This is a genomic window from Mesorhizobium sp. FG116, assembly GCF_057809835.1.
Map to the genome: position 1 here is coordinate 37954 of NZ_JBMDKS010000011.1, position 25527 is coordinate 63480.

A 25527-nucleotide genomic window follows, 5' to 3' on the forward strand; every position below is an offset into this window, starting at 1 on the left:
TTAGGGTCTGACGCACTCTCGATGAAGTGGGCGACGGACACTGGCTGTGCCGGATAGGCGTCGAAGGACAGCCTGCGGTCATGCGGGACCTTGAGGAGGCACATCCCTCCGACAATTGACCGCGCCTCCAGCCGCAAGAACTTCGGCTGCGTGTCCGAGTTTAATCCGGCATGACCCTTCTGATCATATTGATGATCTTGGTGTTGTGTTCAATGTCGGCGATGACCTGTTCCTTGTAGGGGTAGTCAGGCTCGTCGAGCAGGAGCTGCTCCAGTTCTTCGACTTCCTTGATGTACTCCTGCTTGCGCTCGCGCATCCAGTCCCACCTGACCTTTTCTTCCGGCGTTGCCGGGCCTTTGATGGCGACTTCTCCGGTGCGGATGTCGACGATGACATGATCGGGATGGGGAAGGGGTTCGGGACCGGTTGTGCCAAGGCGTTGCCGCCGTTCGAACTCGCGTTCCCAGCTGGCCTTGTAGGAGATTGCCGCGTCGAGGAAGTCGTCATGAAGGCGCTTGTTCTCACGCTCGGTGGTGAAGAGCAACTCGGTGAACAAGCGTTGTGCTCGCTGGTTGCCCTTGGCGGCATTGACGGCCAGCGAACGAATGACGGCTTGGGCCATCGGAATGGTGACCTGGGTATTGCCTTCGTTGAGCCTGATGGTGCGATAGGCTTCCTCCAGCAGGATGGATTTCATGCGCTCTTCGTTGAGGGCGGGCAATTTTGATTTGTTGCGACTGCCCTTGGGGCGGCCGCGCGGATTGCCGGATTGTCCTTTCTGGAAACGGTTCTCTTCCGGCGGCTTGCCATAGCCAACCGTGTAGTTGCCAGAACCTGGGCGAACGGCAAGTGCCTTGCGACGGGGATCGTCCGGCCCGGCCATCACTCGGCTGCCTCACGCAATTGATTAGGCGTTCCGATGCCACAGGCAATCTGTTCAGCCTCGTCCTTGGCATAGGCCTCCCAACGCCTGATGATGCGGTCGCAATAGATTGGATCGAGTTCACACAGATAAGCACGACGACCCGTCTTGTGGGCGGCAATCAAGGTGGAGCCCGAACCTGCGAAGAGATCCAGCACGATATCGCCACGCCCGGACACATCCTTGATCGCATCGGCAATCATCTGCACAGGCTTGACCGTCGGATGAAGGGCAAGCTCATCCATGCGGCCTGCCTTCAGGGTGTTGACACCCTTGTACTGCCAGACATTGGTGCGATAGCGCCCATGTTGCCCAAGCTCGAACGTGTTGATGTGAGCAGAGTCGCCGTGCTTGAAGGCAAAGATGAGTTCATGGCGGGAGCGGTAGAAGGTACCCATGCCGCCATTGTCTTTTGCCCACACGATCAGGTTCTTGAATTCCGAATAGATTTCTTCGCCCGCCGCCAGAATCTCACCAATATGGCGCCAGTCCATGCAGATGAAGTGGATAGATCCGTCGACACTCGCCGAGGCGAGATTGGTGAAGGCGGTCTTGAGAAAGACGATGAACTGGTCTGTCGACATCTCACCGCTGGCCATCGCAAATTCGCGATGCTTGATCTTGCCGGATCCGCCGACATGGCCATCGATGGGAACATTGTAGGGTGGGTCGGTAAACACCATGGTGGCGTGCTCGCCATCCATCAGGGCAGCAACGACAACCGGATCAAGTGCAGAGCCGCACACCAGTCGGTGACGGCCGAGCTGGAAGATGTCGCCAGACTGGCAGCGCGAGGCGGAAGGATCGATGTCCGGCAGCACATCATCCTCTGGATCGCCCGGCTCTTCCGGGATCAAACCTTCGACGAGGCTGTCAATCTCGGCATGCGAGAAGCCGGTAATCTCAAGGTCGAAGTCGAGATCGATGTCGAGCAGGGCTTTCAATTCGTCGGCCAGCAGTTCGTCATCCCATCCCGCGTTCAGCGCCAGCTTGTTGTCCGCAAGCACATAGGCTCGCTTCTGTTCGGGTGTCATATGTTCGAGGCGAACACAGGGGACTTGGTCCATCCCAATCAATCTGGCCGCTTCAACCCGGCCGTGGCCAGCGAGAATGGTGTTGTCGGCGTCGATCAACACGGGATTGGTAAAGCCGAACGTTTTGATGCTGTCGGCGATCTGCCTGATCTGCTTCTTGGAATGCGTGCGGGCATTCTTGGCCCATGGATGCAGTTGTGAGGGCGGGATCATGTCAATGGCCGGGTCTGTCATTGCGACTTGCCTTTCCGAATCGGTGGCCGATATCGTTAGATCATATTGACGATAAATTGTTCGTCAAGATGCCCGTTCACGTAAGGCTGTGTTGACGCCGATCCTGCCCTGTGCTTTGCTCTCGGCAATCCCACAATGGAGGTTTGTATGGCTTTCGGGGCCCGCATTGCCGAACTCAGGCGCAATGCCAAGGAATCGCTGCAGGATGTCGCCAGCGCTGTTGGGGTGACCAAGACCCACATCTGGGATCTTGAGCGGGGACGGTCGGCCAATCCCTCGCTTGCCGTGATCGAGGGGCTGGCCAATCACTTCAAGGTCTCCGTCGCTTTCCTGGTTGGTGAGGACATAGAGGCCAAGGATGCCGATCCGGAATTGGCCCGCATGTTTCGGCTGGCAGGTCAGTTGGAAGACCATGAACGCCTCGCCGTCGACGACATGATCCAGTCCTACATCAGGCGGCGCAAAGAACGTGAACAGCAGCGTCGCGCTTGAACGCATAGACATAGATGATGTTGCTACTGATCCGATGAGGATCGCTGCCGAGATTCACCGCCAGATGGGTGAGATTCCAGGTCCGGTTCCCGTCCATGATATCGCACGGGCGCTGGACATCGATGAGATAAAGACCAGGCCGCTTAAAAATTTCGAAGGCATGCTGCTGACCCAACCTGAGCGTGATTTCGGAACCGTCCTGCTTAATTCGCTGGCCTCACCGCAACGCAGGAACTACTCACTCGCCCACGAGCTTGGTCATTTTCTGTGCGGATGGCATGTCCCGACAGAGGATGCTGGCTTTCGCTGCAGCCAGCGTGACATGGCATCGCCATCTGGTAATGCGCGTCATGTAGAGCAAGAGCGCGAAGCCAATCAGTTCGCGATCGAGCTCTTAGCGCCGCCGCGCCTAGTCAAACCTTATCTGCGCCGACTTCCGGACCTCGAACACGTGCTCTCCATGCATGTGGCGCTCGATATCAGCAAGGCCGCCGCTGCCCGCCGCTATGTCGAACTGCACAAGGAACCGTTGGCGGTGATCTTTGCCAAGAACGATGAATTCATCTACACGGTCCGCGGCAGCCAATTTCCCTGGATCGGACTTAAGGAAGGTGATCCACTGCCGATCCTGCCAAGCGTGTCTCTAGAGGCGGGCACCTCCGAGATGACTGAGACGGATCGGCGAGACTGGCTCATCCGCGTCCCTTCAGTCGAGCTCGCCGTTCAGGTCTTCACCCAGGAAAACGGACACGCGATCATTCTTCTGCATGCCGCTGATGTGGACGACGAAGCTTGAATCACTGTCCGATCGGGTCGGGCCGCCGGGCAGCTGTTGCTGCTACAATTGCCTGTAACAAGCTGCAACTTCCCTGTTAACCGGCCACCTGTTCCCTGATCCGCAAATTTCAATTCCCTGTTACCTGTAGTAGGGAATTTCTCCTCAACCCATTGTTATTACCGCGCAATTGGGCATCAGAATGCGCCTCCCGCATCCAAAATTATTCAAATTCCCTGTAGTTTCCCTGTAAACCAGCCAAACCAAACCAAAGACTAGTTCGCTCAAGACTGCAAACACCACCAACGGCATTAGCGACCCAAACGCTTCCCATTCTCCTCAAGCGAAATGAATTCGATCTGTCGGTCGACGCTCACGCGCTCCGACGGCCAAAATCATAGGCCGCAATCGATGCCGCCTTCATCTCGATGGAAAAGCCGGGCAGGGCTGGCGGCATGTAGGCAGCGTTTTCGATGACGCAGGGCTCGATGAAATGCTCATGCAGGTGATCGACATATTCGATGACGCGCCCGTCCTTGGTACCGGATACGCAAAGATAGTCGATCATCGACAGATGCTGGACGTATTCGCAAAGGCCAACGCCGCCCGCATGCGGCCAGACCGGAAGGTTATACTTCGCCGCCACCAGGAGCACGGCGAGCACCTCGTTCAGGCCGCCGAGACGGCATGAATCGATCTGCACCACGTCGATCGCGCCTTCGGCGATGAACTGCTTGAACATGATGCGGTTCTGGCACATCTCGCCGGTTGCGACCTTCATCGGGGAAACTGCCTTGCGGATCTTGCGATGGCCGGCAATGTCGTCCGGGCTGGTCGGTTCCTCGATGAAGAAGGGATTGGCGAAGGCCAGCTTTTCCAGCCAGCCGACGGCTTGCGGCACTTCCCAGACCTGGTTCGCATCGATCATCAGGTAGCGGTCGGGGCCGATGACGTCGCGCGCGATGGCCAGCCGGCGGACATCGTCGTCAACGTTGTGGCCGACCTTCAGCTTTACGTGCTGGAAGCCCGCGTCCACCGCCTCCTGGCAGAGCCGCCGCAGCTTCTCGTCGGAATAGCCGAGCCATCCGGCAGATGTCGTGTAGCACTGATAGCCTTCGCGCCGCAGAACGGCTTCCCGTCCTGTCCGGCCCTGTTCCGCTTTTTGCAGGATCGCCAGCGCCTCGTCCGGCGTCAGCACATCGCCAAGATAACGGAAATCGACGATCTTCACGATTTCAGCGGCACTCATGTCGGCAACCAGTTTCCACACCGGCTTGCCTGCTTCCTTTGCCCAAAGATCCCAGATCGCGTTGACCACGGCGCCGGTGGCAAGGTGGATGGCGCCCTTGTCCGGGCCGATCCAGCGCAGTTGGCTGTCGCTGGTGAGATGACGCCAGCAGCGGCCCGGGTCCTCCTTGATCCAGTCGAGGTCAAGACCGACGACGAGATGGCGCATCGCCTCGATCGCCAGAACGCAGATGTCGGTTCCCCTGCCGATGGTGAAGGTCAGGCCGTGCCCTTCGAGACCCGGCTTGTCCGTCTCCAGAACGACATAGGCGGCCGAATAATCCGGGTCGGGGTTCATAGCGTCCGAACCGTCGAGGTGCTGCGACGTCGGAAAGCGGAGATCGTGCGTGCGAAGGTTGGTGATCTTGGTCATCTTTGCTCTCGAACTAGCGATCCGCGGTGATGTTCTGCTTTTGCGATCCAAGGCCGTCGATGCCGAGTTCGACCACGTCGCCGGATTTCAGGTAGCGGGGCGGCTTCATGCCCATGCCGACGCCGGGAGGCGTGCCGGTCGAAATGATGTCGCCCGGGTGCAGGCTCATGAACTGGCTGAGATAGGAGACGAGATAGGCGACGCCGTAGACCATGGTCCTCGTCGAGCCGTTCTGCATGACCTCGCCATTGACCTTTAGCCACATGCCAAGGTCCTGCGGGTCAACAATCTCGTCTTTGGTCACCAGCCATGGTCCGGTCGGGCCAAAGGTGTCGCAGCTCTTGCCCTTGGTCCATTGGCCGGAGCGCTCAATCTGGAAAGCGCGCTCGGAAACGTCGTGGATGACGCAGTATCCGGCCACGCAGTCCAGCGCATCGGCTTCGCTCACATATTTTGCCGTCCTGCCGATGACGACGCCGAGTTCGACCTCCCAGTCTGTTTTCTGGGAGCCACGCGGTATCGTCACGCCGTCATTGGGGCCGACGATGGCCGATGTCGCCTTCATGAAGACCACCGGCTCGGGCGGAACCGTCGCGCCGGTCTCAGCCGCATGGTCGGAATAGTTGAGACCGATGCAGATGAACTTGCCGGTCCCGGCTACGCACGGTCCGAGGCGCGGTTCACCGCCGATGATGGGCAATGTCGCCGGATCGAGCTTTGCCAGCCTTGCCAGCGACTTTGGATCGATAGCCTTGCCACCGATGTCGGCCACAACGCCGGAGAGGTCGCGAATATTGCCGTCAGTGTCGAGAAGGCCCGGCTTTTCGTGGCCGGCCTCGCCGTAGCGCAAAAGTTTCATGTCGTTCTCTCAGGGTTCGTCAAATGGTCCAGCCGCCGTCGATGGCGTAGGCTTGGCCGGTCGTGTAGGTCGCGCCGGCCAGATGGACGGCGAGTTCGGCGATCTCTTCCGGGGTCCCCAGCCGGCCCATGGGCTGGCGTGCGATGAAGGCTGCCCGCGCCTTGTCGTAGTCGCCCTGCGCGCGCATGCGGTCGGCAAGCGAAGGGCTCTCCACCGTCCCTGGGCAGATCGCGTTGCAGCGAATGCCTTGCGTCACATAGTCGGCGGCAACAGCCTTGGTTAGGCCGATGACCGCCGCCTTGGTCACGCCATAGGCGAAGCGGTTGGGAACACCCTTCATGCTGCTGGCAACCGACGACATGTTGATGATCGTGCCGTCTTTGCGCTCGAGCATGCCGGGCAGCACGGCGCGGATGGTGCGGATCATCGAACGGACATTGAGGTTGAGCGCGAAATCGAGGTCCGCGTCCTGCATATCGAGGATGGTGCCGGAGTGGACAAAGCCGGCGCAGTTGAAAAGCACATCGACCGGTCCGATCCGGCTGATCACCGAGGTCACGTCGGCATCGTTCAGTACGTCCATCCTGTGGGCGGAAATTCCACTTTCGCTGCTCAACTCGCCAAGCAGCGTTTCGTTGATGTCGGTGGCGTAGACCTTGGCACCGGCCCTGGCGAAGGCCAGCGCGCTGGCCCGGCCAATGCCTTGCGCTGCCGCCGTCACCAGCACGGTCTTGCCTTTGAGATTTGTGGTCATGTTGCAGGCCTTTCAGTCAGTTTGGTTTTGGCCGGAGGGCCGCTTGGCAAGCGGGGTCGCCGGTGAAGAACTCGATGCGTAGGCCGCCTCGACCAGCGCCATCGTTGTCCATGCATCCTCGACCGAACTGACCAGTTCGGCATCCTCTCCGGCGATGAAGCGTTGCAGGTTGGCCATGCGCCCGACAAAGGCATCGGGAAACCACGCCCCTTGCAACGGGACAGACACCCAGCCGTCGCCGTCCTTCGGATGGATTTCGAGGATATCCGGCTCGCCGCGCGGATAGTCGAGATTGACCCCGAGTTTCAGGTAGGCCGCACCCTCGGTGCCCGAGATGCGAAACTCGCAGGCCTGGTACTTGCGGCCGAACTTGTGATCGTGATTGACCGACAGCGCGCAGCGCAGCGTATCACCATAGTCCAGAATGGCACTCGTGCGGGTCTGGGCGACGGTGTGTTTGGGATGGCCAAGCGTCTTGGCGTGGACGCCAGCCGGATCGCCAAGCAATTGCCGGATCAGGTCGAGATAGTGGATCGAGTGCAGCGCGATTTCGACACGCGGCGCCTTGAGCAGGAACTGCCACAGGTGCCACGGCGTATCGAGGGCGATCCAGGCATCGAAATCAACGATCTCACCCAGCCAACCCTTGGCAATCGCATCCTTCAGCGCCAGCATCATCGGCGCGAAGCGAAGCTGGAAATTGACCGCCGCCACGAGTTTCTTGTCGCGGCAGATTTGCAGGATTTCCGTCGCAGCCGTGAGGTTGCTGCCCATCGGCTTCTGGATCAGCGCCGGTGCTCCATCCGGCAGTGCGCGCAGCACCTCGGCATGGAACTCAGGCGGCGTTGCGAGGTCGAACACGGCATTCTTGACTGAAACCGCTTCCTCGACCGTGCGAAATGCAGTCACGCCCCAGGCCTCGGCCAGTTTCCCGGCCTTGGCCAGATCGGGGTCGTAGAGCCCGGCGATCGGCACGCCGCTCTTCCTGTAGGCAGGAAAGTGGGCGTCGCCGACTATCGAACCTGCGCCGAACGTCACCACCGGGCGGGGTGCCGAGGGCGACGGCCATGCCTGCATGAGCGAGGCCGGGTCGAAGGCGCGGGTGTCGCCGTGGCGGTCAGTCATGATGGAAAACCTCTTCCATCATCGCCCACCATTCGCCTTCCTTGCGGGTGTCCAGCGGTGCCTGCATCGGCATGCAAATTGCCCACCATTCCTGGGTCTTCGGGTCGGCTGCCATCCTGGCCGCGTCGGCGGCGAAATCGGTGCCGTGATACTCCCAGTAGCCGAACAGCATGTTCTCCGGCTCCTTCAGGTAGATCGAGTAGTTGCGGATGCCGCATGCCGTTATCATCGCCAGCACGTCCGGCCACACAGCGGCGTGGATGCGCTTGTAGTCGGCAATCGCATCCGCCTTGAGCCCAAGCACCATCGCCATGCGCTGCATCACCGGCCTCCGATCTCGTGCGTGAATTCGGCGATGCTGCGCGCCTTTACCGCGTCCCAATCCCAGTCGATGCCGATGCCCGGTTCGCTCGGTGCGTAGGCATAACCGTCCTCGACACGCATGCGGCTTGCGGTGATCTCATCCAGTTGCGGGATGTATTCGACATATCTGCCGTTCTGCACTGCGCAGGCCAGGCTGACATGCAGTTCCATCAGGAAGTGCGGGCAGACGGGGATGTCGAATGCCTCTGCGGCATGCGCCACCTTCAGCCACGGCGTGATGCCGCCTATGCGTCCGGCATCGACCTGCACGATGGAGCATGCACCCTTGTGCATGTATTCGCGAAAATGGCGGATCGAATAGAGCGACTCGCCAACGGCGACCGGCGTTGCCGTCGAATTCGACAGCCGCACATGGCCATCGATGTCGTCCGCCGGCAGCGGTTCCTCGATCCAGGCAAGGTCGAGATCGCGCAGGCGGTCGGCCCGGCGGATCGCCTCATCGACAGTGAAGGCCTGGTTGCAGTCGGTCATGATCTCATAGCCGTCGCCGAGAGCCTTGCGAACTGCTGACAGGCGGGCGTGGTCTTCCGATCCGTGCGGTTTGCCGATCTTGACCTTCGAGCCGCGAAAACCGCGTGCCTTGGCCTGCAGCGCGTCGTCCACCAATGCCTGTGTCTCGATGTGCAGCCAGCCGCCTTCGGTCGTGTAGAGCGGGCAGCGATCCTTGGCGCCGCCGGCCAGCTTCCACAGCGGCAGCGCCATTTTCTTCGCGCGCAGGTCCCAAAGCGCTGTGTCGATCGCTGCAAGCGAAATCGAGGTGATCGCGCCGATGGTGGTGGCGTGGGTGGCGAATTCCTGGTCGTGCCAGATCGCCTCGATCATGTCGGCGTCTCGGCCGATGATGCGTGGGGCGAGATGATCGGCAAGCAGCCGCATCACCGATGAGCCACCGGTGCCGATGGTGTAGCTGTAGCCGGTCCCGACCGCGCCGTCGCTGTCGGTGATGGTGACGATAGGCGTTTCCTGCGAGACGAAGCTCTGGATGGCGTCGGTGCGCTTGACCTTGGGAGCAAGGTCGACCATGCGCAACTCGACCTTCTCGATCTTGGCCATGGCGTCAGCTCCGCAGTGTGTTGCCGCTTGCCGCATCGAACAGATGGGCTTGCGACAGGTCGAAGCTCATCTTGATGCGGTCGCCGGCCTTTAGCGGCCTCGGGTTAAGCATGCGCGAAACCCAGTCGCGGCCGGTGAACTCGGTAAAGACCAGCGTTTCGTTGCCGAGAGGCTCGGTAACCGAAACCGGCAACTCGATCTGGTGCACGTCTTCTTCCTCGCCGGAATGGATGCCGTGCCCGCTTGGGTAAAGATCATCAGGCCGAAGGCCGAGCACGACTTTCTGGCCGGCTGACACTTTGCCCTTGAACTGCCGGGGCAGGGGGAGCGTCTCTCCCTTGCCGAAATCGACCTTGCCGTCACGGATTTCTGCCTCGACCAGGTTCATCGGCGGCGAGCCTATGAAGCCGGCGACGAAACGGGTTGCCGGCCGCCTGAACACTTCATCCGGCGTGCCCACCTGTTCGATATAGCCGTCGCGCATGATGACGATGCGGTCGGACAAGGTCATCGCCTCGACCTGGTCGTGGGTGACGTAGATCACCGTCGAATTCACCTTGGCGTGCAGCTTCTTGATCTCCGTGCGCATCTGTGTGCGCAGCTTGGCGTCGAGATTGGACAACGGCTCGTCGAACAGGAACACTTCGGGATCGCGCACGATGGCGCGGCCCATGGCAACGCGCTGGCGCTGCCCGCCCGACAGTTGCGACGGGCGGCGGTCAAGCAGTTGGTCGAGGCCGAGGATGGCGGAAGCCTCGGCCACGCGCCTGTCGATCTCGGGTTGGGGCCGGCTGGCGATCTTCAGCGAAAATCCCATGTTTTCGCGCACTGTCATGTGCGGATAGAGCGCGTAGGACTGGAACACCATGGAGATGTTGCGCGAGCGCGGCGGCAGGTCGTTGACCACCTTGCCGCCGATCTCGATCACGCCGCCGCTGATCTCCTCGAGCCCGGCGATCATGCGCAAGGTCGTCGACTTGCCGCAACCCGACGGCCCGACCAGCGCGATGAACTCGCGGTCGGCGACGTCGAGATCGATGCCGTGCACGATCTCCAGGTTGCCGTAGCGCTTGGTGAGCTTTTTCAGCGAGACGGTTGCCATGGGATCAGCCTTTGACCGCGCCGGACGTGAGCCCGGAAACCAGATGCTTTTGAACGATGAAGGTGAGGGTCAGCGCCGGGATGATCATCACGACTGCAAGCGCGCACATGCCGCGCCAGTCGATGGTGAATTCGGCGGTATAGTCGAGCAGCCCGACCGGCAGGGTCTTGGAATTGACCGAGCGTGTGAGCTGCGAGGCGAGCGCGAACTCGTTCCACGAGGTGAGGAAGGCGAAGATCGCGGATGAGGCGATGCCCGGTCCGGCCAATGGGAACTCGACCTGCCAGAACGCCTGCCAGCGGGTGCAGCCGTCGATCTGCGCCGCCTCGGCCAGATCCTTCGGCACCTGGCGGAAGAAGCCGTCGATCAGCCAGATGGTGAAAGGGATATTGAGCGCGACGTAAGCAAGGATCAGGCCGAAATGCGTGTCGATGATGCCGAGCCGCGCATAGACGAAGAACAGCGGCAACGACAGCGCAATGCCCGGCACGGTGCGCGTCAGCATCAGTCCGAGGAACAGGCCCGACTTGCCGCGGAAGCGGAAGCGGGCGAAGGCGTAGCCGCCGGCCATGCCGATGGCGATGGCGATCACCGTCGAGGTGACCGAAATGATCAGCGAATTGCGGAAGTATTCCAGAACCGGGATGCCGCCCTTGCCGACGCCGGAGAACATCGCGACATAGGCATCGAGGTTGATCTCCTGTGGGATCCACACCGGCGGCTTGGCCATGATCTCGACGGGCGGCCGCAGCGACGTCAGCACGATCCAGATGCCGGGCAGGCAGATGATCACCATGGCGAGGAACAGGCCGATCTGATGGGCGATCTTGAGCAGGCGTCGCTTGAAGCGTGCGGTGGCGTTGTCGTCCATCATCACCACTCCGCGCCAATCTGGACACGCGCCGCCGCGAGCTTGCGGAAGAAATAGACGGTAAAGACGATCGACAGGATGATCGAAACATAGGCCATGGCGTTGGCCAGCCCCATGCGCGCGTCGCCATAGGCGGTTCGCGAAATCAGCGTCCACAACAGTTCGGTGCGGCCGGCAGGACCACCGTCGGTCATGATTTTGACGATGTCATAGGCGCGCGCGACGTCGAGCGAGCGGATGGTCATGGCGATGTAGGCGAACGGCATGACGAACGGCCACGTCACATAGCGGAAGGTCTGCCAGGGCGTGCAGCCATCGACGCGCGCCGCCTCGATCGGTTCCTTCGGCATGGCGAGCAGGCCGGCCAGGATCAGGATCGCGAACACCGAGGTCGAAGACCAGATTTCAGCTGCCGAGATGGCAAAGAAGGCAAGCCCACCGTCGATCAGCCAGGGAATGGCGCTATTGCTCAGCCCAAGCGACTGCAGCGCGTTGTTCACCACGCCGACATTGTCGTTGAACATGAACTTGAACTGGAAGCCGACGAGGATCGGTGAAAACATCATCGGAAACATCATCAGCGTGCGCAGCAGGCGCTGGCCGCGCGAAGCCTTTTCCACCAGCATGGCGAGGCCGAGACCGAGCAGCATTTCGAGATTGAGGGCAACCGTGAGCAGAAGCACGGTGCGCCCGAACGCCCACCAGAAGTCGCGGCTGGCGAAGATGCTGAGATAGTTGTCGAACCAGATGAAGGTGAAGAAGGTTGCGGGGCGCGTCAGCCGGAACGGCGTGAAGCTCGAATAGAGCGACAGGAGCAACGGAACCAGCACGACCGCCGCCAGCACGATGAAGGCCGGCAACAGCAAAAGCACGGGTGCAGAGAGCCTGCGAGGCCTCATGGTTCACGGGTCCCAAATCAGGTGAAGTATCGGGCAGTGCCGGGCTTGCTGCAATCGCCAGCCTCGGGCGTCCTGCGATGCAATCGCGCCACCGCGCGCCGTTTCGAAGAAAGGTGCCGCACCATGTGGCGCGGCACCTTCAGTTGCTAGAATTGCTTGATGATTTCCGTTGCCTTGGCGGCAGCGGCATCAAGCGCTTCCTTCGAGGTCTTGTCGCCGACGATCGCGGCCTGAAGCTCCGGGAAGATGGCGTTCGAAATCTCGGTCCATGCAGGTGTCTGCGCAACCGGGAAGGCATGCTTTGCCGCTTCCTGGAAGGCTGCCAGAACTTCGGACTTGTAAGGATCGCTCTTGGCCTGCTCGAGATCCCAGGCCCAGACCGCAGTGCGCGTCGGCAGCGGTCCTGCCGCAGCCTCGAGCTTCTGGCTGTCTTCGTTGGTCAGGAACCACACCAGCGAAGCTGCCGCTTCCTTGTTGGCGCAGTTTTCCGTGACGGAGAAACCGTGGTGGCCAGACCAGCCGGTGCGCTTGCCTGACGAACCCTTCGGCTGCACCTTCACGCCGACATTGCCTGCGACCTTCGACGACTTGGGATCGTTGAAGAAACCTGCCCAGCCCGGCCAGTCGAGGTTGATCGCGATGGTTCCGGATGCAAAACCGGCGCCGAGGTCGTCCCACACATAGTTGGTGGTGCCGGCCGGCACGGCCTTTGCCTTGTAGAGATTGACGAACCAGTCGAGGGCGCGCACGCCGGCATCCGAATTGAAGGCCGGCTGGCCGTCCTTGTCGAGATATTCGCCGCCCTCGGCAACCAGCATCTCGTAGAAGCGGCCGACGATGCCCTCGTCCTTGCCGGCGAACTGGGTGCCGTAGAAGTTCGGCGGCGCGGCGAAGAACTCAGCCTGCTTGGTCACTTCGTCCCAGGTATCCGGCGGAACCAGATCCTCGCCGTACTTTTCCTTGTAGGCCTTCTTCTTGGCTTCGTCGGCGTAGAGGCTCTTCTGGTAGTAAAGCGCGGAAACGTCGAACTGCGCGCGCGGCAGCATCACCAGCTTGCCGCCGACGGTCGATGCCGTGATGTTGGCCGGCACGAAGGCGTCGATCTCTTCCTTCGGCAAAAGAGGCGTCAGGTCGGTGTAGAGGCCCTCATAGATTGGCGCGAAGGACGAGTGGTTGGAACCGACGCACCAGCTCGTATTGCCGGATGCCATGTCGGACTTGATTTCCTTGTCGAGCTCGAAGTGGCTCTTCTTGGAAATGACGTTGACCTTGGCGCCGGTCGCCTTCTCCCATTCGGGAATGCGGGCATAAAGCGCTTCATATTGCTGGCCGCCGATCAGCTTGGCGTCGATCGTTACGCCTTCGAACTTGCCCGGCAGATCAGCGGCAACCGCGCCGCCCGCCAAGCAAAGCAGGATCGCCCCAGCGGACGCGCCCGAAATCAGATTCCTCATTTGCTCCTCCCAGAGACGCGCCGGCCTCCATCCAGCCGGTCGCGGAACGAAGCCACGATTGACAAAGCTTCATTCATATACAAAGATTATTTTCACCAGTCGGTCAAGCGGGAAAATTATTTTGGAGCTGTCGCCTTCAAATTGCTGTTTGCTGCATATATGAATTTCAAAATTCATATGAGGGAACGTCATGGAAGATGGTGAAGCCGATCGGTATCGCGCCCCTGCATTGGACAAGGGTCTCGACATCATCGAGCTTCTTTCCAGCGTCGATGGCGGGCTGACCCAGGCCGAGATTTCAAAAGCACTGGGGCGTAGTCCGAATGAATTTTATCGCATGCTCGACCGTCTGGTGCGGCGCGGCTATGTCACCAAGCTCGACGGCGACCGTTTTTCGATGACGCTCAAGCTGTTCGGCCTGGCGCAGTTCCACGCCCCGGCGCGGCGGCTTGCCTCTTTCGCCACGCCGATCATGCGCGAGCTCGCGGAAAAGTCGTCGCAGGCCAACCAGCTGGCGGTTTTCGATCGCGGGTCGGTGGTCGTCATCGCCCAGCAGGAGGCTCCGGGCTATTGGGGCATCTCCATCCGCGTCGGCTCGCATATCAGCCTGTTCGACACCGGCTCTGGCCATGTCCTATTGGCCTTCCATTCGCCGGAGGAGCGTCGGATGATGGTTGCCGAATACATGCGCAGCACCGACATGCAGGAACAGCCTGCCGAATTCTTCGAACGGCTGGATCAGGTGCGCAGCCGTGGCTATGAGATGATGGCGAGCCTCCAGACCGCGGGCGTCTACAATCTGTCCGCACCCGTGCTGGCGCCAAACGGCAAGGCCATCGCAGCACTTACGATCCCTTATATTACGCTCATCAACCGCCCGGCCGCCCCCGACATCACCAAGACCATCGCGCTGTTGATCGAAGCGACCGGGCAACTGTCCGAACTAGCCGGATCGCAACTGGAAGCGGCGGGCGAGGGCAGATGATTGTCGATACCCATCTGCACCTGATCGACAGGTCCGCGCTCACCTATCCGTGGCTGTCGTCGGTTCCTGCTCTCGACCGGGATTTTCTCTATGACGACTATGCCCGCGAGGCGAAACGCGCCGGCATCGTCTCGGCCTTGCACATGGAGGTCGATGTCGATCCAGCCAAGATCGAGGCTGAGACCGCGTATGTCGAGCAACTTTCCAGGCAGCCAGGCAGCCTGCTCAGGGGCGCAATTGCCTCGTGCCGGCCGGAAGAGCCCGGTTTTGCCGCCTATCTGGAGCGGCAGAAGGCCAATCCCTTCGTCAAGGGTTTCCGCCGCGTCCTCCATGTCGTGCCGCAAGAAATTGCGAGCAGTCCGCTGTTGCGGGAGAACCTCAAGCTCATGCAAGGCAGTGGCCTGACGTTCGACCTCATCGTTCAGCAGCGCGACCTGCCGAATGCGATGGCACTGGCGGATAGTGCGCCGGACCTCCAGTTCGTCCTGAACCATTGCGGCGGCCCCGATCTCAAGGCTGGCAAGGCTCAACCCTGGTGGGGCCATATCGCCGAGCTTGCAAAGCGGCCCAATGTCGTCGCCAAGGTCTCCGGCATCATCGCCTATACCGATCCCGACAACTGGACCGTCGAAAGCCTGCGGCCCTATGTCGAACACACAATCACAAGCTTCGGCTGGGATCGGGTAGTGTGGGGCAGTGACTGGCCGGTCTGCAATCTCGGGGGCGGGTTGTCTGCTTGGGTCGCGGCAACCCATGCCTTGATCGCAGGCGCCAGCAGGCATGAGCGCGACAGCCTTTTTTCCGGTAACGCCCGGCGCATCTGGAAATAGCCTGGTCGCGCTTGCAGGATAAAAAAGCCCCGGCGGGGAGCCGGGGCTGAGGTGGTTCTTCAGGTGCCGTTGGGATCGGCACGCTCCATGGCTAGCATCGCTGTCCCAAGCTCGCTTTGCGCAGGATCAAAGAGAAAGCTGCTCGCAAGTCGTCAAGACATGGCCACGAAGCCTCAATAGGCTTTCCGTCCTGTCATGATGCGACGGGCGCGATCTTGGTCAGCCAGCGTTCATCTTGCCTGTGCAAATAGTCTCGTCGGCCTAAGGGGGCACAACGGAGATATTGGATATGAACATTTTCAAACTTGCGGCTGTCGCAGCCGTAGCACTTTCCGCCGCACTCGCCGGCTGTTCCCAGACCCCGCAACAGCAGCGGGCAACCACCGGTGCTGCGCTGGGCGCTGCTGGTGGCGCACTGGTCGGGCAGGCGGTCGGCCGTGATACCAAGAGCACGCTGATTGGCGCTGGCGCCGGTGCGTTGCTTGGAGCAGTTGTTGCCACCTCTGCCGGACCCCAGCCCGGCGAACGCGAAATGTGCCGCTACCGCGCGCCCGATGGCCGCATCTATGTCGCCGAGTGCGACGATCGCTATTATCGCGGCCAGTACTGAGCGAACTCACGGACTGATCGGGCGGTAGCCGGTGCCCAAGGGCGCTGGCTACCGTTCTTCGAAATCGGCCGTCATCCCTTGAACGGGTGATGAACCCCGCTGCGGACTGCGCATAACGTCCCCGCCGAATATCGATTGCGGGGAAGGCGCGTGGCGTCAGGAATCCATATCGCCAAGGCCAGTCGCCAGCCGGACAAGTCCGGTTTGCCCGCTTGTGCCTGTCTTGCTGTAGATTGCCTTGAGCTGGCTGCGCACCGTTTCCATCGAAACGCCGGCGAAAGCTGCAATTTCGATCGGGCGCTGGCCCGCGAGAACGCCTTCGAGAACCCTTTTTTCAGCCGGCGTAAGCCGATAGGCCGTCGCGATCCTCGCAGTATCGGGCACTGCCTTTCGCTCGCGCTTCGCCATGAGGATCGCCACGGTGCCGCCGAGAAAAATGCGCGAGCCATAGTCTCTCGCACTGCGCACGAAGGTGATTTCCGTGTCGCCATCGACAAGCTTGGTCGTTCTGGTGCCCAAAAGGCTGCGCCGGAGCGCCAGCCGGAACGCGTCCTGCACCTCGGGGCTGCGAAAACTCACCGCGCCGCTTGCACCGATGCGCAAAGGAGAACCACCGGCAAGCCGCGCTTCACCGAGCGGCGAGGCATAGATCACGCGTGCTGCCGCATTGACGACGACGGTTGCAATGCCGCCGACTTCACCGATCTCGCTGGCAAAGCCGCCGCCGAACGTCTCGGCCCTTTGCTTGCGGTAGAAATCCGAGACGCGGCGCAAGTGCGGTGCGAGCCGGGTGAGATGTCCTGCGCGGGCGCTGTTGCGTTCGAAATCCGTATCGCCACAGAGGACCGAGCACAGGAAGAAGCAGCCGCCGTCACGGCTGATGGTCACGCCGATACCGGCTTCCTGTCCCTGATGGCGCAGAAAGTCATTGTAGTATTCGGTTCGAAGGAAGTGATCGCGCGGCACGATCTGCTCGCCGACGATGCCTTCGCCCAGCTTTGTCGCAGCGACCTGGGACATCCACGGGTTAAGCGGTGCGAAGTGGTCGATGTAGTCGCGCTGGACCGCCTCGGGGATGCCGTGGGCGAGCGTAATCGCGCCGCTGCCGCTATGCGCGTCGTGATAGAACAGCGTGGCCACTTCCGCATTCGTGGCCATCGCGACTTCATCGACGACTTCCTGCCAGTGGGTCTCCCCCAGAAGCGCGGAATAGATCAACGCGATCGCTCTTTCGCTGTTTTCAGCCTTCACGCCGGCCCTCCCCAAATCAATCGCCTTAACCCCAATATCAAATGAGAAGAGAAAATAACATGCGAAGTATAATTCCAATTGTATTTTGTGCTGGTCTCGCGCTCTCCGGGTGCGAAACCACCGGCGGCGACGGATATATCACACATTCCGATCATAATCTGACGGCGTCGGAGAGAGCTGCTGTCACATCTGCAATGCAGGGCTATCTCAAGGTTCCGGTGACGCTCTCCGGCCTTGAGGCGAGCTACGACCTCAACAGCTCCGCCGTCATCGTCTGCGGGTATGTCTCAGGTGTCGTCGCCGGCAGGCCGACACCGCCCTCGGTGTTTGGCGGAACGCTTTCGGGAAAGAGTTTCGTGCCGCTCAAGGTCGGCGGCAAGGGGCAGGACCCGCAACGCATCGCAACGGTACGCGCGTTTTGCCAGGCAGCGCATATCAGCATCTGAGGGCGCGGCCGCACGGCCCGCCGCAATAACCGGACCATCGTCCCAAGCAGTAAGGAAAGTCATGAAATTCCCATCATTGATCGCAGTCACCTCGGCTTTGGCATTCGTAGCAATGGCCACCGCAACCCATGCGGCGGACAGCATCGGCGCCGAGCAACCCATTGCCGGCTATGACTGGTCCGGCACCTATATCGGCGTTCAGGGCGGCGGCGCCTGGGCCAAGGCTGCCGACAGCGTCGACGATGTCCGGCTCAACGGCGGCGCGCTTGGCGGCTACGCCGGGGCCAACTGGCAATCCGGCAACCTGGTCTTCGGTATCGAAGCCGACGCAACACACTCCTGGAACGACGGCACCATCTTCGGCGTTGGCGTCGGCACGGACTGGCAGGCGTCGCTGAGAGGACGTCTCGGCTATGCCATGGACCGCGCGCTGATCTACGGCGCTGGCGGCATTGCGATAAGCCGCGTCACCGTCGATGCGTCGCCAGCCTTTGTCGTCAAGGACACCTTCACTGGATGGACGCTGGGCGGCGGCGTCGAGTATGCGCTTTCCCAGAATTGGACCACCCGCGTCGACTACCGGTACTCGGACTATGGCAAAAGCGGGTTCGGCCTTGGTATCGGCGAGGTCAAGTTGACCGAGCATGCCTTGCGCTTTGGCGTCGGCTACAAATTCTGATCTTTAAAGTGCGTGGCGGGCTTTGCCCGTCCCCAAGACATTTCCCGACGAGGAAATCTGCAACCGGCGATTGGCATGCCAGTCGCCGGTTCGCATTTTGTCGATATTGAAAAGTACACGCCGTGCTGCGCTTTTCGCGCAGTATAGAGCCTTCGTCCTGCCGCAATGGCTTAGGTCTCGTCTGGCAGCCCCCTTTGTCACCGATATTTGCCATGTATCGCATTTCGAACCGGTCTGTCCTCGATGCAACTTCCGGTTCCCGCGTGCGTTTCATTCGCATCTAAGCCGCGGATTCGACTGGCCGACAAAGCATTGCCCGGCGCATTGATCGGGCGACATCAACTGCCTTCAAACGGCTATTCATTTTCAGGCTAAAAACCGCTGAGTGTTGCGTGCGGCACAATAGTACCTTATGAACCGGCTGCATTTCCCTGCATTTCCCAGCATTTCGATTATGTTGCCCTTCCCGCTCAAACGAGGTTTTTGTGACTGAAGAACAAGTAATCAAATCGGATCTTGCCGAGCTCACCGCAGATGTCGTCTCGGCCTATGTCGCCAACAATTCGGTGCCGGCCAACGAACTGCCGGCGCTGATCCAGCAAATACACCAGACGCTGTCCGCTCTGGTGTCGGGTGGTTCCGTCAAGGAACCCGAGGCGGAAAAGCAGAAGCCCGCCGTGCCGATCAAGAAGTCGGTTACGCCGGACTACATCATCAGCCTTGAGGACGGCCGCAAGTTCAAGTCGCTCAAGCGCTATTTGCAGACCAGCCACGGCATGACGCCCGACGACTACCGGGCCAAGTGGAACCTGCCCGCCGATTATCCGATGGTTGCGCCGAACTATGCGGCACAGCGCTCCGCGCTTGCGCGCAGCATGGGCCTCGGCCGCAAGCCGGCGCCCGCCAAGCCTGTCCGCAAGAAGGCCGCGGCCCGCAAGCCGGCCGGCAAGTAACGCGACAAAGCCGCAACGCCGGACCTGAAAGCAAGGGCCGCCTCCAACAGGGGCGGCCCGCTTTTGCTTTGCGGTGGTTGCGCCAAGCAGGGTAACGCCGCTCGCCCCGCCATGCTCTTGCGGCGTGCGCGATTTTCCCCATCTTAAATGCGGGTGCCGATTTCCCAAGGCTGTGCCGACCGAGGTCCCCATGATCGACAAGCTGGAATTCTTCATTGCGCTTGCCCGGGAAGAGCATTTCGGCCGTGCCGCCGAATTGTCGGGCGTCACGCAGCCGACGCTTTCGGCGGCGATAAAGCAGCTTGAAGATCAACTTGGCGTCATGCTGGTCAAGCGCGGCTCACGCTTCCAGGGGCTGACGCCGGAAGGCGATCAGGTTCTGGTGTGGGCGCGCCGCATCGTCGGCGACGCCCGCACGATGCATGAGGAAATGCGCGCCGCGCGCCACGGTCTCTCCGGCCGCATCCGCATCGCCGCCATTCCCACCGCACTCGCCATGATGCCCAAGCTCACCACCCCGTTTCGCGAAAAGCATCCCGGCGTCACCTTCTCCATCCTGTCGCGCACCTCGGTCGAGATCCTTTCGCTGCTCGGCAGTTTCGAGATCGACGCCGGCATCACCTACCTCGACAACGAGCCGCTCGGCCGCGTCGCCTCGGTGCCGCTCTACAGCGAGCGCTACCAGCTCATCACGGCTGCCGGAAACCAGTACTCCGACAGGCAATCGGTCAGTTGGGCCGAGATCAGCCGCCTGCCGCTCTGCCTGCTCACGCCCGACATGCAGAACCGGCGAATCATCGACCAGCACCTGGCCGAGGCCGGTGGAGAGGTACGGCCGACACTGGAGTCCAACTCAATGATCGTCTTGTTTTCCCATATCCGTACCGGGAAATGGTCGTCGATCATGCCCCTGACCCTTGCCGAAACGCTCGGGTTCAGCGAACCGATCCGCGCAATCCCCATTGTCGGGCCGGATGCCGGTCATTCCGTCGGGCTGGTCGTCGCCCCGCGCGAGCCGAATACGCCGCTGGTTTCGGCGCTCATCGACGAAGCGATGATCCTTGCCCGGAATTTTCAGGCGAAAAATTAGCTACAGTTTCCTGATAGTTAGAAGTTTTTACCCTGTGTTGATAGATATTTTCTATCGGCCGACGAAACACCTGTATTGATTCAGCCGTTTTTCTCTGTTTTCGTTATTACTTAGCGGGATAACGCTATGACGAGGGAGGGCGCTGCATGGTGTTGCAGCCGGCAAGTACCGAGATAGAGGCTCAGGCCGCATCGATCATCGATGGAATGAAGGACCTCGAGGGGCCGCTGCTGCCGATCCTGCACGGCATCCAGGAAGAATTCGGCTTCGTGCCGCAAGAGGTTCTTCCCGTCATCGCCTCGAAGCTCAATCTTTCGCGCGCGGAAGTCTACGGCGTCGTGTCCTTCTATCACGACTACCGCAAGCATCCGGCTGGACGCCACGTCTTGAAGCTGTGCCAGGCGGAGTCCTGCCAGTCCATGGGCAGCGATGCCGTCGCCGCCCGCCTCAAGCAGGCCCTTGGCATCGATTTTCACCAGACCACGACCGATGGCGCGGTGACGCTGGAGCCGGTATACTGTCTCGGGCTTTGCGCCTGTTCGCCGGCCGCGCTGCTTGATGGCGAGGTCATTGGCCGCATCGACGCCGAAAAGGTCGATGAGATCATCGCGGAGGTTCGCTCGTGAAACCTCGCATCTACATTCCCCGTGATTCCGGCGCGCTCTCGCTCGGCGCAGAGAAGGTTGCCAAGGCGATTGCTGCCGAACTGGCCGAACGCGGCATCAAGGCCGAGATCGTGCGCAATGGTTCGCGCGGCGCCTATTTCCTTGAGCCGATGGTTGAGGTCGAAACCGAGTCCGGCCGCGTGGCCTATGGCCCGGTCAAGCCGTCCGATGTGAAAAGCCTGTTCGACAGCGGCCTGCTTGCCGGTGGCAACCACAAGCTGTCGCTTGGCGATCCGGAAGCCATTCCCTTCATCGCCAGGCAGACCAGGCTGACCTTCGCCCGCTGCGGCATCATCGATCCGCTTTCGCTCGAGGCCTACGAGCACCATGGCGGACTTTCCGGCCTGCGCAAGGCCGTCGCGGTGACGCCCGCCGATGTTGTCGCGCAAGTGACGGAATCTGGCCTGCGCGGCCGCGGCGGCGCGGGCTTCCCGACCGGCATCAAGTGGAAGACCGTCCTCGACACCAATGCAGACCGTAAATACATCGTCTGCAACGCCGACGAAGGCGACTCCGGTACCTTTGCCGACCGCATGATCATGGAAGGCGATCCGTTCGTGCTGATCGAAGGCATGACGATCGCCGGCATCGCCACCGGAGCCACCAAGGGCTTCATCTACATCCGCTCGGAATATCCGCACGCCGTAGCAACAATGAGCAGGGCGGTGGAGATTGCCCGCAAGGCTGGCGTGCTGGGCATTCACGTGCTCGGATCGCCGAACACCTTCGACATGGAAGTGCGTGTCGGTGCGGGCGCCTATGTCTGCGGCGAGGAAACCGCGCTGCTCGACAGCCTGGAGGGCAAGCGCGGCATGGTGCGCGCCAAGCCGCCGCTGCCGGCGCACAAGGGCCTGTTCGGCAAGCCAACGGTGATCAACAACGTCATATCGCTGGCGTCCGTGCCGATCATCATGGACAAGGGCGCTGCCCACTACAAGGATTTCGGCATGGGCCGCTCGCGCGGCACCATCCCGCTCCAGATCGCCGGCAACATCAAGTATGGCGGCCTGTTCGAGACGGCATTCGGCCTCACGCTCGGCGAGATCATCGACGATATTGGCGGCGGCTCGGCAACGGGACGACCGGTCAAGGCTGTGCAGGTCGGCGGGCCGCTGGGCGCCTACTTCCCGCGTGACCTGTTCGACACGCCGTTCGACTATGAAGCCTTCGCGGCCAAGGACGGCCTCATCGGCCATGCCGGTATTGTCGTTTTCGACGACAGTGCCGATATGCTGAAGATGGCACGCTTCGCCATGGAGTTCTGCGCGGTTGAAAGCTGCGGCAAGTGCACGCCGTGCCGCATCGGCTCGACGCGCGGTGTCGAAACGCTCGACAAGCTTTCCGCCGGCATCGAGCCGCAGAAGCAGGTTGCGCTCATCACCGACCTTTGCAATACGATGAAGTTCGGCTCGCTCTGCGCACTGGGCGGCTTCACGCCTTACCCCGTCATGAGCGCGCTCACGCATTTCCCCGAAGACTTCAAGCCGGCGCCAGTTGCCGAAGCCGCCGAATAGGAGAAGCGGACATGGGTCTCATTCAAGAAATCGATTTTGGCACACCGGAATCCAAGGCTGCGAAGCAGGTTACCCTGACCATCGACGGCAAGTCCGTCACGGTTCCCGAGGGCACCTCGATCATGCGCGCTTCGATGGAAGCGGGCGTCGAAATTCCCAAGCTGTGCGCCACCGATTCACTCGATTCCTTCGGTTCCTGCCGTATCTGCCTTGTCGAGGTGGAAGGCCGCAACGGAACGCCTGCATCCTGCACCACGCCGGTCGCTGAGGGGATCGCGGTCCACACCCGCTCCGATCGTCTTGATGCCATCCGCAAGGGTGTGCTGGAGCTTTACGTTTCCGACCATCCGAGCGGATGGGACGAGCAGCGCGGCACCGGCCAGAGCGAGTTCGACCACGTCGCGGCCGTCGTCGGCCTCGATGAGAACCGCTACGGTCTCGATGGCCGCAACCACGTCGCGCCGGGCAATGGTTCGCTGAACATCGACTATCTCGTTCGTGACGAGTCCAACCCCTATTTCACCTACGATCCTTCCCAGTGCATCGTGTGCTCGCGCTGCGTGCGCGCTTGCGAGGACGTGCAGGGCACCTTTGCGCTGACCATCGAGGGCAGGGGCTTCGATTCCCGCATCACCGCGGGTGTCAGCGAATCCTTCATCGAATCCGAATGCGTGTCCTGCGGCGCTTGCGTGCAGGCCTGCCCGACCGACGCACTGCGCGAAAAGCCGGTGCTGGAAAAGGGCATGCCGGAAAGCTCGGTCGTCACCACTTGCGCCTATTGCGGCGTCGGTTGCTCGTTCAAGGCCGAGATGAAGGGCGAGCAGGTCATCCGCATGATGCCGTACAAGGACGGCAAGGCCAATCACGGCCATTCATGCGTCAAGGGCCGCTTCGCCTACGGCTATGCCACTCACAACGACCGCATTGTCTCGCCCATGATCCGTGAAAAAATCACCGATCCGTGGCGGGAAGTGTCGTGGGAAGAAGCGCTTACCCACACCGCGAACGAATTCCGCCGCATCCAGTACCAGTATGGTCGCGGCTCCATCGGCGGCATCACCTCCTCGCGCTGCACCAACGAAGAGACCTATCTCGTCCAGAAACTGGTGCGCCAGGGCTTCGGCAACAACAACGTCGACACCTGCGCCCGCGTCTGCCATTCGCCGACGGGGTACGGCCTCAACACGACGCTTGGAACCTCGGCCGGCACGCAGGACTTCGATTCCGTCGAAGAATGCGACGTGATGATCCTCATCGGCGCCAATCCTACCGATGCTCATCCCGTGTTCGGTTCGCGCATGAAGCAGCGGTTGCGCCAGGGCGCCAAGATCATCGTCATCGATCCGCGCCGCATCGACCTGGTCAAGAGCCCGCACATCAAGGCGGCTCACCACCTGCCGATCAAGCCGGGCACCAACGTCGCCATCCTGACCGGCCTTGCCCATGTCATCGTTACCGAGAAGCTCTACAACGAGGCCTACATCAACCAGTACTGCGATCGCGATGCGTTCGACGACTGGGCGGGGTTCGTCTCCGATCCGCGCTTCAACCCGGAGGAAACCGCCAGGATTTGCGGCGTTGATGCCGAATCCATCCGGCTGGCGGCCCGCCTTTATGCGACCGGCGGCAATGGTGCGATCTACTACGGCCTCGGCGTCACGGAGCACAGCCAGGGCTCGACCTCGGTCATGGCCATCGCCAACCTTGCCATGGCAACCGGTAATCTCGGCCGTCGCGGCGTCGGCGTGAACCCGCTGCGCGGACAGAACAACGTGCAGGGCTCGTGCGACATGGGTTCGTTCCCGCACGAATTCCCAGGCTACCGCCACGTTGCAGGCGACGCCGTTCGCAAGATCTATGAAGACCTTTGGGGCGTGAAGCTTGATCCCGAGCCCGGCCTGCGCATTCCCAATATGCTCGACGCCGCCGTCGAAGGAACCTTCAAGGGCCTCTATTGCCAGGGCGAGGACATCCTTCAGTCGGACCCCGACACCGGCCACGTCGCCGCCGGCCTTGCCGCCATGGAATGCGTTGTCGTCCAGGATCTGTTCCTGAACGAAACCGCCCGCTATGCCCACGTCTTCCTGCCGGGCTCGACCTTCCTCGAAAAGGAAGGCACCTTCATCAACGCCGAGCGCCGCATCAACCGCGTGCGCAAGGTGATGGAGCCGAAAGGCAAGTATGCCGATTGGGAAGCGACGCAGGAACTCGCCCGCGCGCTTGGCTTCGACTGGAACTACACCCATCCTTCGCAGATCATGGACGAGATCGCGTCGACCACGCCTACCTTCGCCGGCGTCAGCTTCGATTTCCTCGACGAGGTTGGCTCGGTCCAGTGGCCGTGCAACGAGAAGACCCCGATGGGCACGCCCATCATGCACACCACCGGCATCGTCCGTGGCAAGGGCAATTTCGTGCGCACCGAATATGTCGGCACGGACGAGAAGGTCGGACCGCGCTTCCCGCTGCTTTTGACCACTGGCCGCATTCTCAGCCAGTACAATGTCGGCGCACAGACACGCCGCACCGACAATATGGTCTGGCACGATGAGGACCGTCTCGAAATCCATCCGCAAGATGCTGAAGATCGCGGCATCCGCGACGGCGAACTGGTCAGGCTGTCCAGCCGTTCCAACGAAACGACGCTTCGGGCCCTGATTTCCGACCGTGTCGCGCCGGGCGTGGTCTATACGACCTTCCACCACCCTGATACACAGGCCAACGTCATCACTACGGACTACACGGACTGGGCAACGAACTGTCCTGAGTTCAAGGTGACCGCCGTCCAGATCGCTCCGTCCAACGGGCCAAGCGAATGGCAGCTTGAGTATGAGGAATTGAGCCGCAAGTCGCGCCAGATCGCGCCACTGGAAGCAGCGGAGTAAC

The 25527-nt window shown here is 61.2% G+C and carries 25 protein-coding genes; 12 read left to right on the forward strand and 13 right to left on the reverse strand.

Annotated features, from left to right (window positions below; genetic code table 11):
• Positions 1-160: 160 nt before the first annotated feature.
• Complete coding sequence (locus tag ACODTY_RS10910) at positions 161-883, reverse strand: DUF5681 domain-containing protein (RefSeq protein WP_488994291.1); 723 nt, start codon at positions 881-883, stop codon at positions 161-163.
• Positions 883-2190 carry a site-specific DNA-methyltransferase gene (locus tag ACODTY_RS10915; RefSeq protein WP_488994292.1) on the reverse strand — a complete coding sequence of 436 codons (1308 nt, stop codon included), beginning with the start codon at positions 2188-2190 and terminating at the stop codon, positions 883-885. The genes ACODTY_RS10910 and ACODTY_RS10915 overlap by 1 nt, the downstream gene beginning before the upstream one ends.
• Positions 2191-2337: 147 nt before the next feature.
• On the opposite strand from ACODTY_RS10915, the gene ACODTY_RS10920 reads away from it, so the two are divergent.
• On the forward strand, positions 2338-2682 hold the full coding sequence (locus ACODTY_RS10920) for a helix-turn-helix domain-containing protein (RefSeq protein ID WP_488994293.1): 345 nt from the start codon (positions 2338-2340) through the stop codon (positions 2680-2682).
• On the forward strand, positions 2660-3478 hold the full coding sequence (locus ACODTY_RS10925) for an ImmA/IrrE family metallo-endopeptidase (protein ID WP_488994294.1): 819 nt from the start codon (positions 2660-2662) through the stop codon (positions 3476-3478). Before ACODTY_RS10920 ends, ACODTY_RS10925 begins: the two co-directional genes overlap by 23 nt.
• A 352-nt stretch (positions 3479-3830) precedes the next feature.
• Here ACODTY_RS10925 and ACODTY_RS10930 read toward each other — a convergent pair whose 3' ends face one another.
• The 10 genes from ACODTY_RS10930 to ACODTY_RS10975 all read right to left on the reverse strand — a co-directional run bounded on the left by ACODTY_RS10930 (position 3831) and on the right by ACODTY_RS10975 (position 13618).
• Positions 3831-5117, reverse strand: a complete 1287-nt coding sequence (locus ACODTY_RS10930; RefSeq protein ID WP_488994295.1) for an L-fuconate dehydratase — start codon at positions 5115-5117, stop codon at positions 3831-3833.
• 13 nt (positions 5118-5130) lie between these two features.
• On the reverse strand, positions 5131-5976 hold the full coding sequence (locus tag ACODTY_RS10935) for a fumarylacetoacetate hydrolase family protein (protein WP_488994296.1): 846 nt from the start codon (positions 5974-5976) through the stop codon (positions 5131-5133).
• A 19-nt stretch (positions 5977-5995) separates the two neighbouring features.
• The gene (locus tag ACODTY_RS10940) at positions 5996-6730 is read right to left on the reverse strand and encodes an SDR family oxidoreductase (protein ID WP_488994297.1); all 735 of its coding nucleotides are present in this window, start codon (positions 6728-6730) and stop codon (positions 5996-5998) included.
• A gap of 12 nt (positions 6731-6742) precedes the next feature.
• On the reverse strand, positions 6743-7855 hold the full coding sequence (locus ACODTY_RS10945) for a Gfo/Idh/MocA family protein (protein WP_488994298.1): 1113 nt from the start codon (positions 7853-7855) through the stop codon (positions 6743-6745).
• Entirely contained in the window at positions 7848-8177 is a 330-nt protein-coding gene (locus tag ACODTY_RS10950; RefSeq protein ID WP_488994299.1) for an L-rhamnose mutarotase, read from the reverse strand. The genes ACODTY_RS10945 and ACODTY_RS10950 overlap by 8 nt, the downstream gene beginning before the upstream one ends.
• On the reverse strand, positions 8177-9292 hold the full coding sequence (locus tag ACODTY_RS10955) for a mandelate racemase/muconate lactonizing enzyme family protein (RefSeq protein ID WP_488994300.1): 1116 nt from the start codon (positions 9290-9292) through the stop codon (positions 8177-8179). Before ACODTY_RS10955 ends, ACODTY_RS10950 begins: the two co-directional genes overlap by 1 nt.
• 4 nt (positions 9293-9296) lie before the next feature.
• The gene (locus ACODTY_RS10960; protein ID WP_488994301.1) at positions 9297-10394 is read right to left on the reverse strand and encodes an ABC transporter ATP-binding protein; all 1098 of its coding nucleotides are present in this window, start codon (positions 10392-10394) and stop codon (positions 9297-9299) included.
• A gap of 4 nt (positions 10395-10398) precedes the next feature.
• Positions 10399-11265: a carbohydrate ABC transporter permease gene (locus ACODTY_RS10965; protein WP_488994379.1), complete on the reverse strand. Its 867-nt coding sequence runs from the start codon at positions 11263-11265 to the stop codon at positions 10399-10401.
• 2 nt (positions 11266-11267) lie between these two features.
• Positions 11268-12164: a carbohydrate ABC transporter permease gene (locus ACODTY_RS10970; RefSeq protein ID WP_488994302.1), complete on the reverse strand. Its 897-nt coding sequence runs from the start codon at positions 12162-12164 to the stop codon at positions 11268-11270.
• 146 nt (positions 12165-12310) lie between these two features.
• A complete protein-coding gene (locus ACODTY_RS10975) occupies positions 12311-13618 on the reverse strand; it encodes a type 2 periplasmic-binding domain-containing protein (protein ID WP_488994303.1) in 1308 nt (435 codons plus the stop codon).
• Positions 13619-13808: 190 nt separating this feature from the next.
• On the opposite strand from ACODTY_RS10975, the gene ACODTY_RS10980 reads away from it, so the two are divergent.
• The 3 genes from ACODTY_RS10980 (at position 13809) to ACODTY_RS10990 (ending at position 16043) form a co-directional block, all read left to right on the forward strand.
• Positions 13809-14603: an IclR family transcriptional regulator gene (locus tag ACODTY_RS10980; protein WP_488994304.1), complete on the forward strand. Its 795-nt coding sequence runs from the start codon at positions 13809-13811 to the stop codon at positions 14601-14603.
• Positions 14600-15433 carry an amidohydrolase family protein gene (locus ACODTY_RS10985; RefSeq protein ID WP_488994305.1) on the forward strand — a complete coding sequence of 278 codons (834 nt, stop codon included), beginning with the start codon at positions 14600-14602 and terminating at the stop codon, positions 15431-15433. Before ACODTY_RS10980 ends, ACODTY_RS10985 begins: the two co-directional genes overlap by 4 nt.
• A 289-nt stretch (positions 15434-15722) precedes the next feature.
• A complete protein-coding gene (locus tag ACODTY_RS10990; RefSeq protein ID WP_488994306.1) occupies positions 15723-16043 on the forward strand; it encodes a YMGG-like glycine zipper-containing protein in 321 nt (106 codons plus the stop codon).
• Positions 16044-16199: 156 nt separating this feature from the next.
• Here the strand turns inward: ACODTY_RS10990 and ACODTY_RS10995 are convergent, their stop codons facing one another.
• On the reverse strand, positions 16200-17294 hold the full coding sequence (locus ACODTY_RS10995) for a helix-turn-helix transcriptional regulator (protein WP_488994307.1): 1095 nt from the start codon (positions 17292-17294) through the stop codon (positions 16200-16202).
• Positions 17295-17488: 194 nt separating this feature from the next.
• Between ACODTY_RS10995 and ACODTY_RS11000 the strand changes: the two genes are divergently transcribed.
• The 7 genes from ACODTY_RS11000 (at position 17489) to fdhF (ending at position 25526) form a co-directional block, all read left to right on the forward strand.
• On the forward strand, positions 17489-17740 hold the full coding sequence (locus ACODTY_RS11000) for a hypothetical protein (RefSeq protein ID WP_488994308.1): 252 nt from the start codon (positions 17489-17491) through the stop codon (positions 17738-17740).
• Between the two features lie 61 nt (positions 17741-17801).
• Entirely contained in the window at positions 17802-18419 is a 618-nt protein-coding gene (locus ACODTY_RS11005) for an outer membrane protein (RefSeq protein WP_488994309.1), read from the forward strand.
• 485 nt (positions 18420-18904) lie between these two features.
• Positions 18905-19372, forward strand: a complete 468-nt coding sequence (locus tag ACODTY_RS11010; RefSeq protein WP_488994310.1) for a Ros/MucR family transcriptional regulator — start codon at positions 18905-18907, stop codon at positions 19370-19372.
• A gap of 190 nt (positions 19373-19562) precedes the next feature.
• The gene (locus tag ACODTY_RS11015; protein WP_488994311.1) at positions 19563-20462 is read left to right on the forward strand and encodes a LysR family transcriptional regulator; all 900 of its coding nucleotides are present in this window, start codon (positions 19563-19565) and stop codon (positions 20460-20462) included.
• A 146-nt stretch (positions 20463-20608) separates the two neighbouring features.
• Positions 20609-21088, forward strand: coding sequence for a formate dehydrogenase subunit gamma (locus ACODTY_RS11020; protein ID WP_488994312.1), 480 nt, complete (start codon positions 20609-20611; stop codon positions 21086-21088).
• Positions 21085-22641 carry a formate dehydrogenase beta subunit gene (locus ACODTY_RS11025; protein ID WP_488994313.1) on the forward strand — a complete coding sequence of 519 codons (1557 nt, stop codon included), beginning with the start codon at positions 21085-21087 and terminating at the stop codon, positions 22639-22641. Before ACODTY_RS11020 ends, ACODTY_RS11025 begins: the two co-directional genes overlap by 4 nt.
• A gap of 11 nt (positions 22642-22652) precedes the next feature.
• The gene (fdhF, locus tag ACODTY_RS11030) at positions 22653-25526 is read left to right on the forward strand and encodes a formate dehydrogenase subunit alpha (RefSeq protein ID WP_488994314.1); all 2874 of its coding nucleotides are present in this window, start codon (positions 22653-22655) and stop codon (positions 25524-25526) included.
• Position 25527: the final 1 nt, after the last annotated feature.

Bases quoted from the DNA above. Each gene is read 5' to 3' on its own strand.
- ACODTY_RS10975 (WP_488994303.1), bottom strand. From the start codon at position 13,618: ATGAGGAATCTGATTTCGGGCGCGTCCGCTGGGGCGATCCTGCTTTGC.
- ACODTY_RS11005 (WP_488994309.1), top strand. From the start codon at position 17,802: ATGAAATTCCCATCATTGATCGCAGTCACCTCGGCTTTGGCATTCGTA.
- fdhF (WP_488994314.1), top strand. From the start codon at position 22,653: ATGGGTCTCATTCAAGAAATCGATTTTGGCACACCGGAATCCAAGGCT.
- ACODTY_RS10980 (WP_488994304.1), top strand. From the start codon at position 13,809: ATGGAAGATGGTGAAGCCGATCGGTATCGCGCCCCTGCATTGGACAAG.
- ACODTY_RS10910 (WP_488994291.1), bottom strand. From the start codon at position 883: ATGGCCGGGCCGGACGATCCCCGTCGCAAGGCACTTGCCGTTCGCCCA.
- ACODTY_RS10970 (WP_488994302.1), bottom strand. From the start codon at position 12,164: ATGAGGCCTCGCAGGCTCTCTGCACCCGTGCTTTTGCTGTTGCCGGCC.
- ACODTY_RS11000 (WP_488994308.1), top strand. From the start codon at position 17,489: ATGCAGGGCTATCTCAAGGTTCCGGTGACGCTCTCCGGCCTTGAGGCG.
- ACODTY_RS11015 (WP_488994311.1), top strand. From the start codon at position 19,563: ATGATCGACAAGCTGGAATTCTTCATTGCGCTTGCCCGGGAAGAGCAT.
- ACODTY_RS10985 (WP_488994305.1), top strand. From the start codon at position 14,600: ATGATTGTCGATACCCATCTGCACCTGATCGACAGGTCCGCGCTCACC.
- ACODTY_RS10915 (WP_488994292.1), bottom strand. From the start codon at position 2,190: ATGACAGACCCGGCCATTGACATGATCCCGCCCTCACAACTGCATCCA.
- ACODTY_RS10940 (WP_488994297.1), bottom strand. From the start codon at position 6,730: ATGACCACAAATCTCAAAGGCAAGACCGTGCTGGTGACGGCGGCAGCG.
- ACODTY_RS10920 (WP_488994293.1), top strand. From the start codon at position 2,338: ATGGCTTTCGGGGCCCGCATTGCCGAACTCAGGCGCAATGCCAAGGAA.
- ACODTY_RS10935 (WP_488994296.1), bottom strand. From the start codon at position 5,976: ATGAAACTTTTGCGCTACGGCGAGGCCGGCCACGAAAAGCCGGGCCTT.
- ACODTY_RS10960 (WP_488994301.1), bottom strand. From the start codon at position 10,394: ATGGCAACCGTCTCGCTGAAAAAGCTCACCAAGCGCTACGGCAACCTG.
- ACODTY_RS10990 (WP_488994306.1), top strand. From the start codon at position 15,723: ATGAACATTTTCAAACTTGCGGCTGTCGCAGCCGTAGCACTTTCCGCC.
- ACODTY_RS10950 (WP_488994299.1), bottom strand. From the start codon at position 8,177: ATGCAGCGCATGGCGATGGTGCTTGGGCTCAAGGCGGATGCGATTGCC.
- ACODTY_RS11020 (WP_488994312.1), top strand. From the start codon at position 20,609: ATGGTGTTGCAGCCGGCAAGTACCGAGATAGAGGCTCAGGCCGCATCG.
- ACODTY_RS10955 (WP_488994300.1), bottom strand. From the start codon at position 9,292: ATGGCCAAGATCGAGAAGGTCGAGTTGCGCATGGTCGACCTTGCTCCC.
- ACODTY_RS10930 (WP_488994295.1), bottom strand. From the start codon at position 5,117: ATGACCAAGATCACCAACCTTCGCACGCACGATCTCCGCTTTCCGACG.
- ACODTY_RS10945 (WP_488994298.1), bottom strand. From the start codon at position 7,855: ATGACTGACCGCCACGGCGACACCCGCGCCTTCGACCCGGCCTCGCTC.
- ACODTY_RS10965 (WP_488994379.1), bottom strand. From the start codon at position 11,265: ATGGACGACAACGCCACCGCACGCTTCAAGCGACGCCTGCTCAAGATC.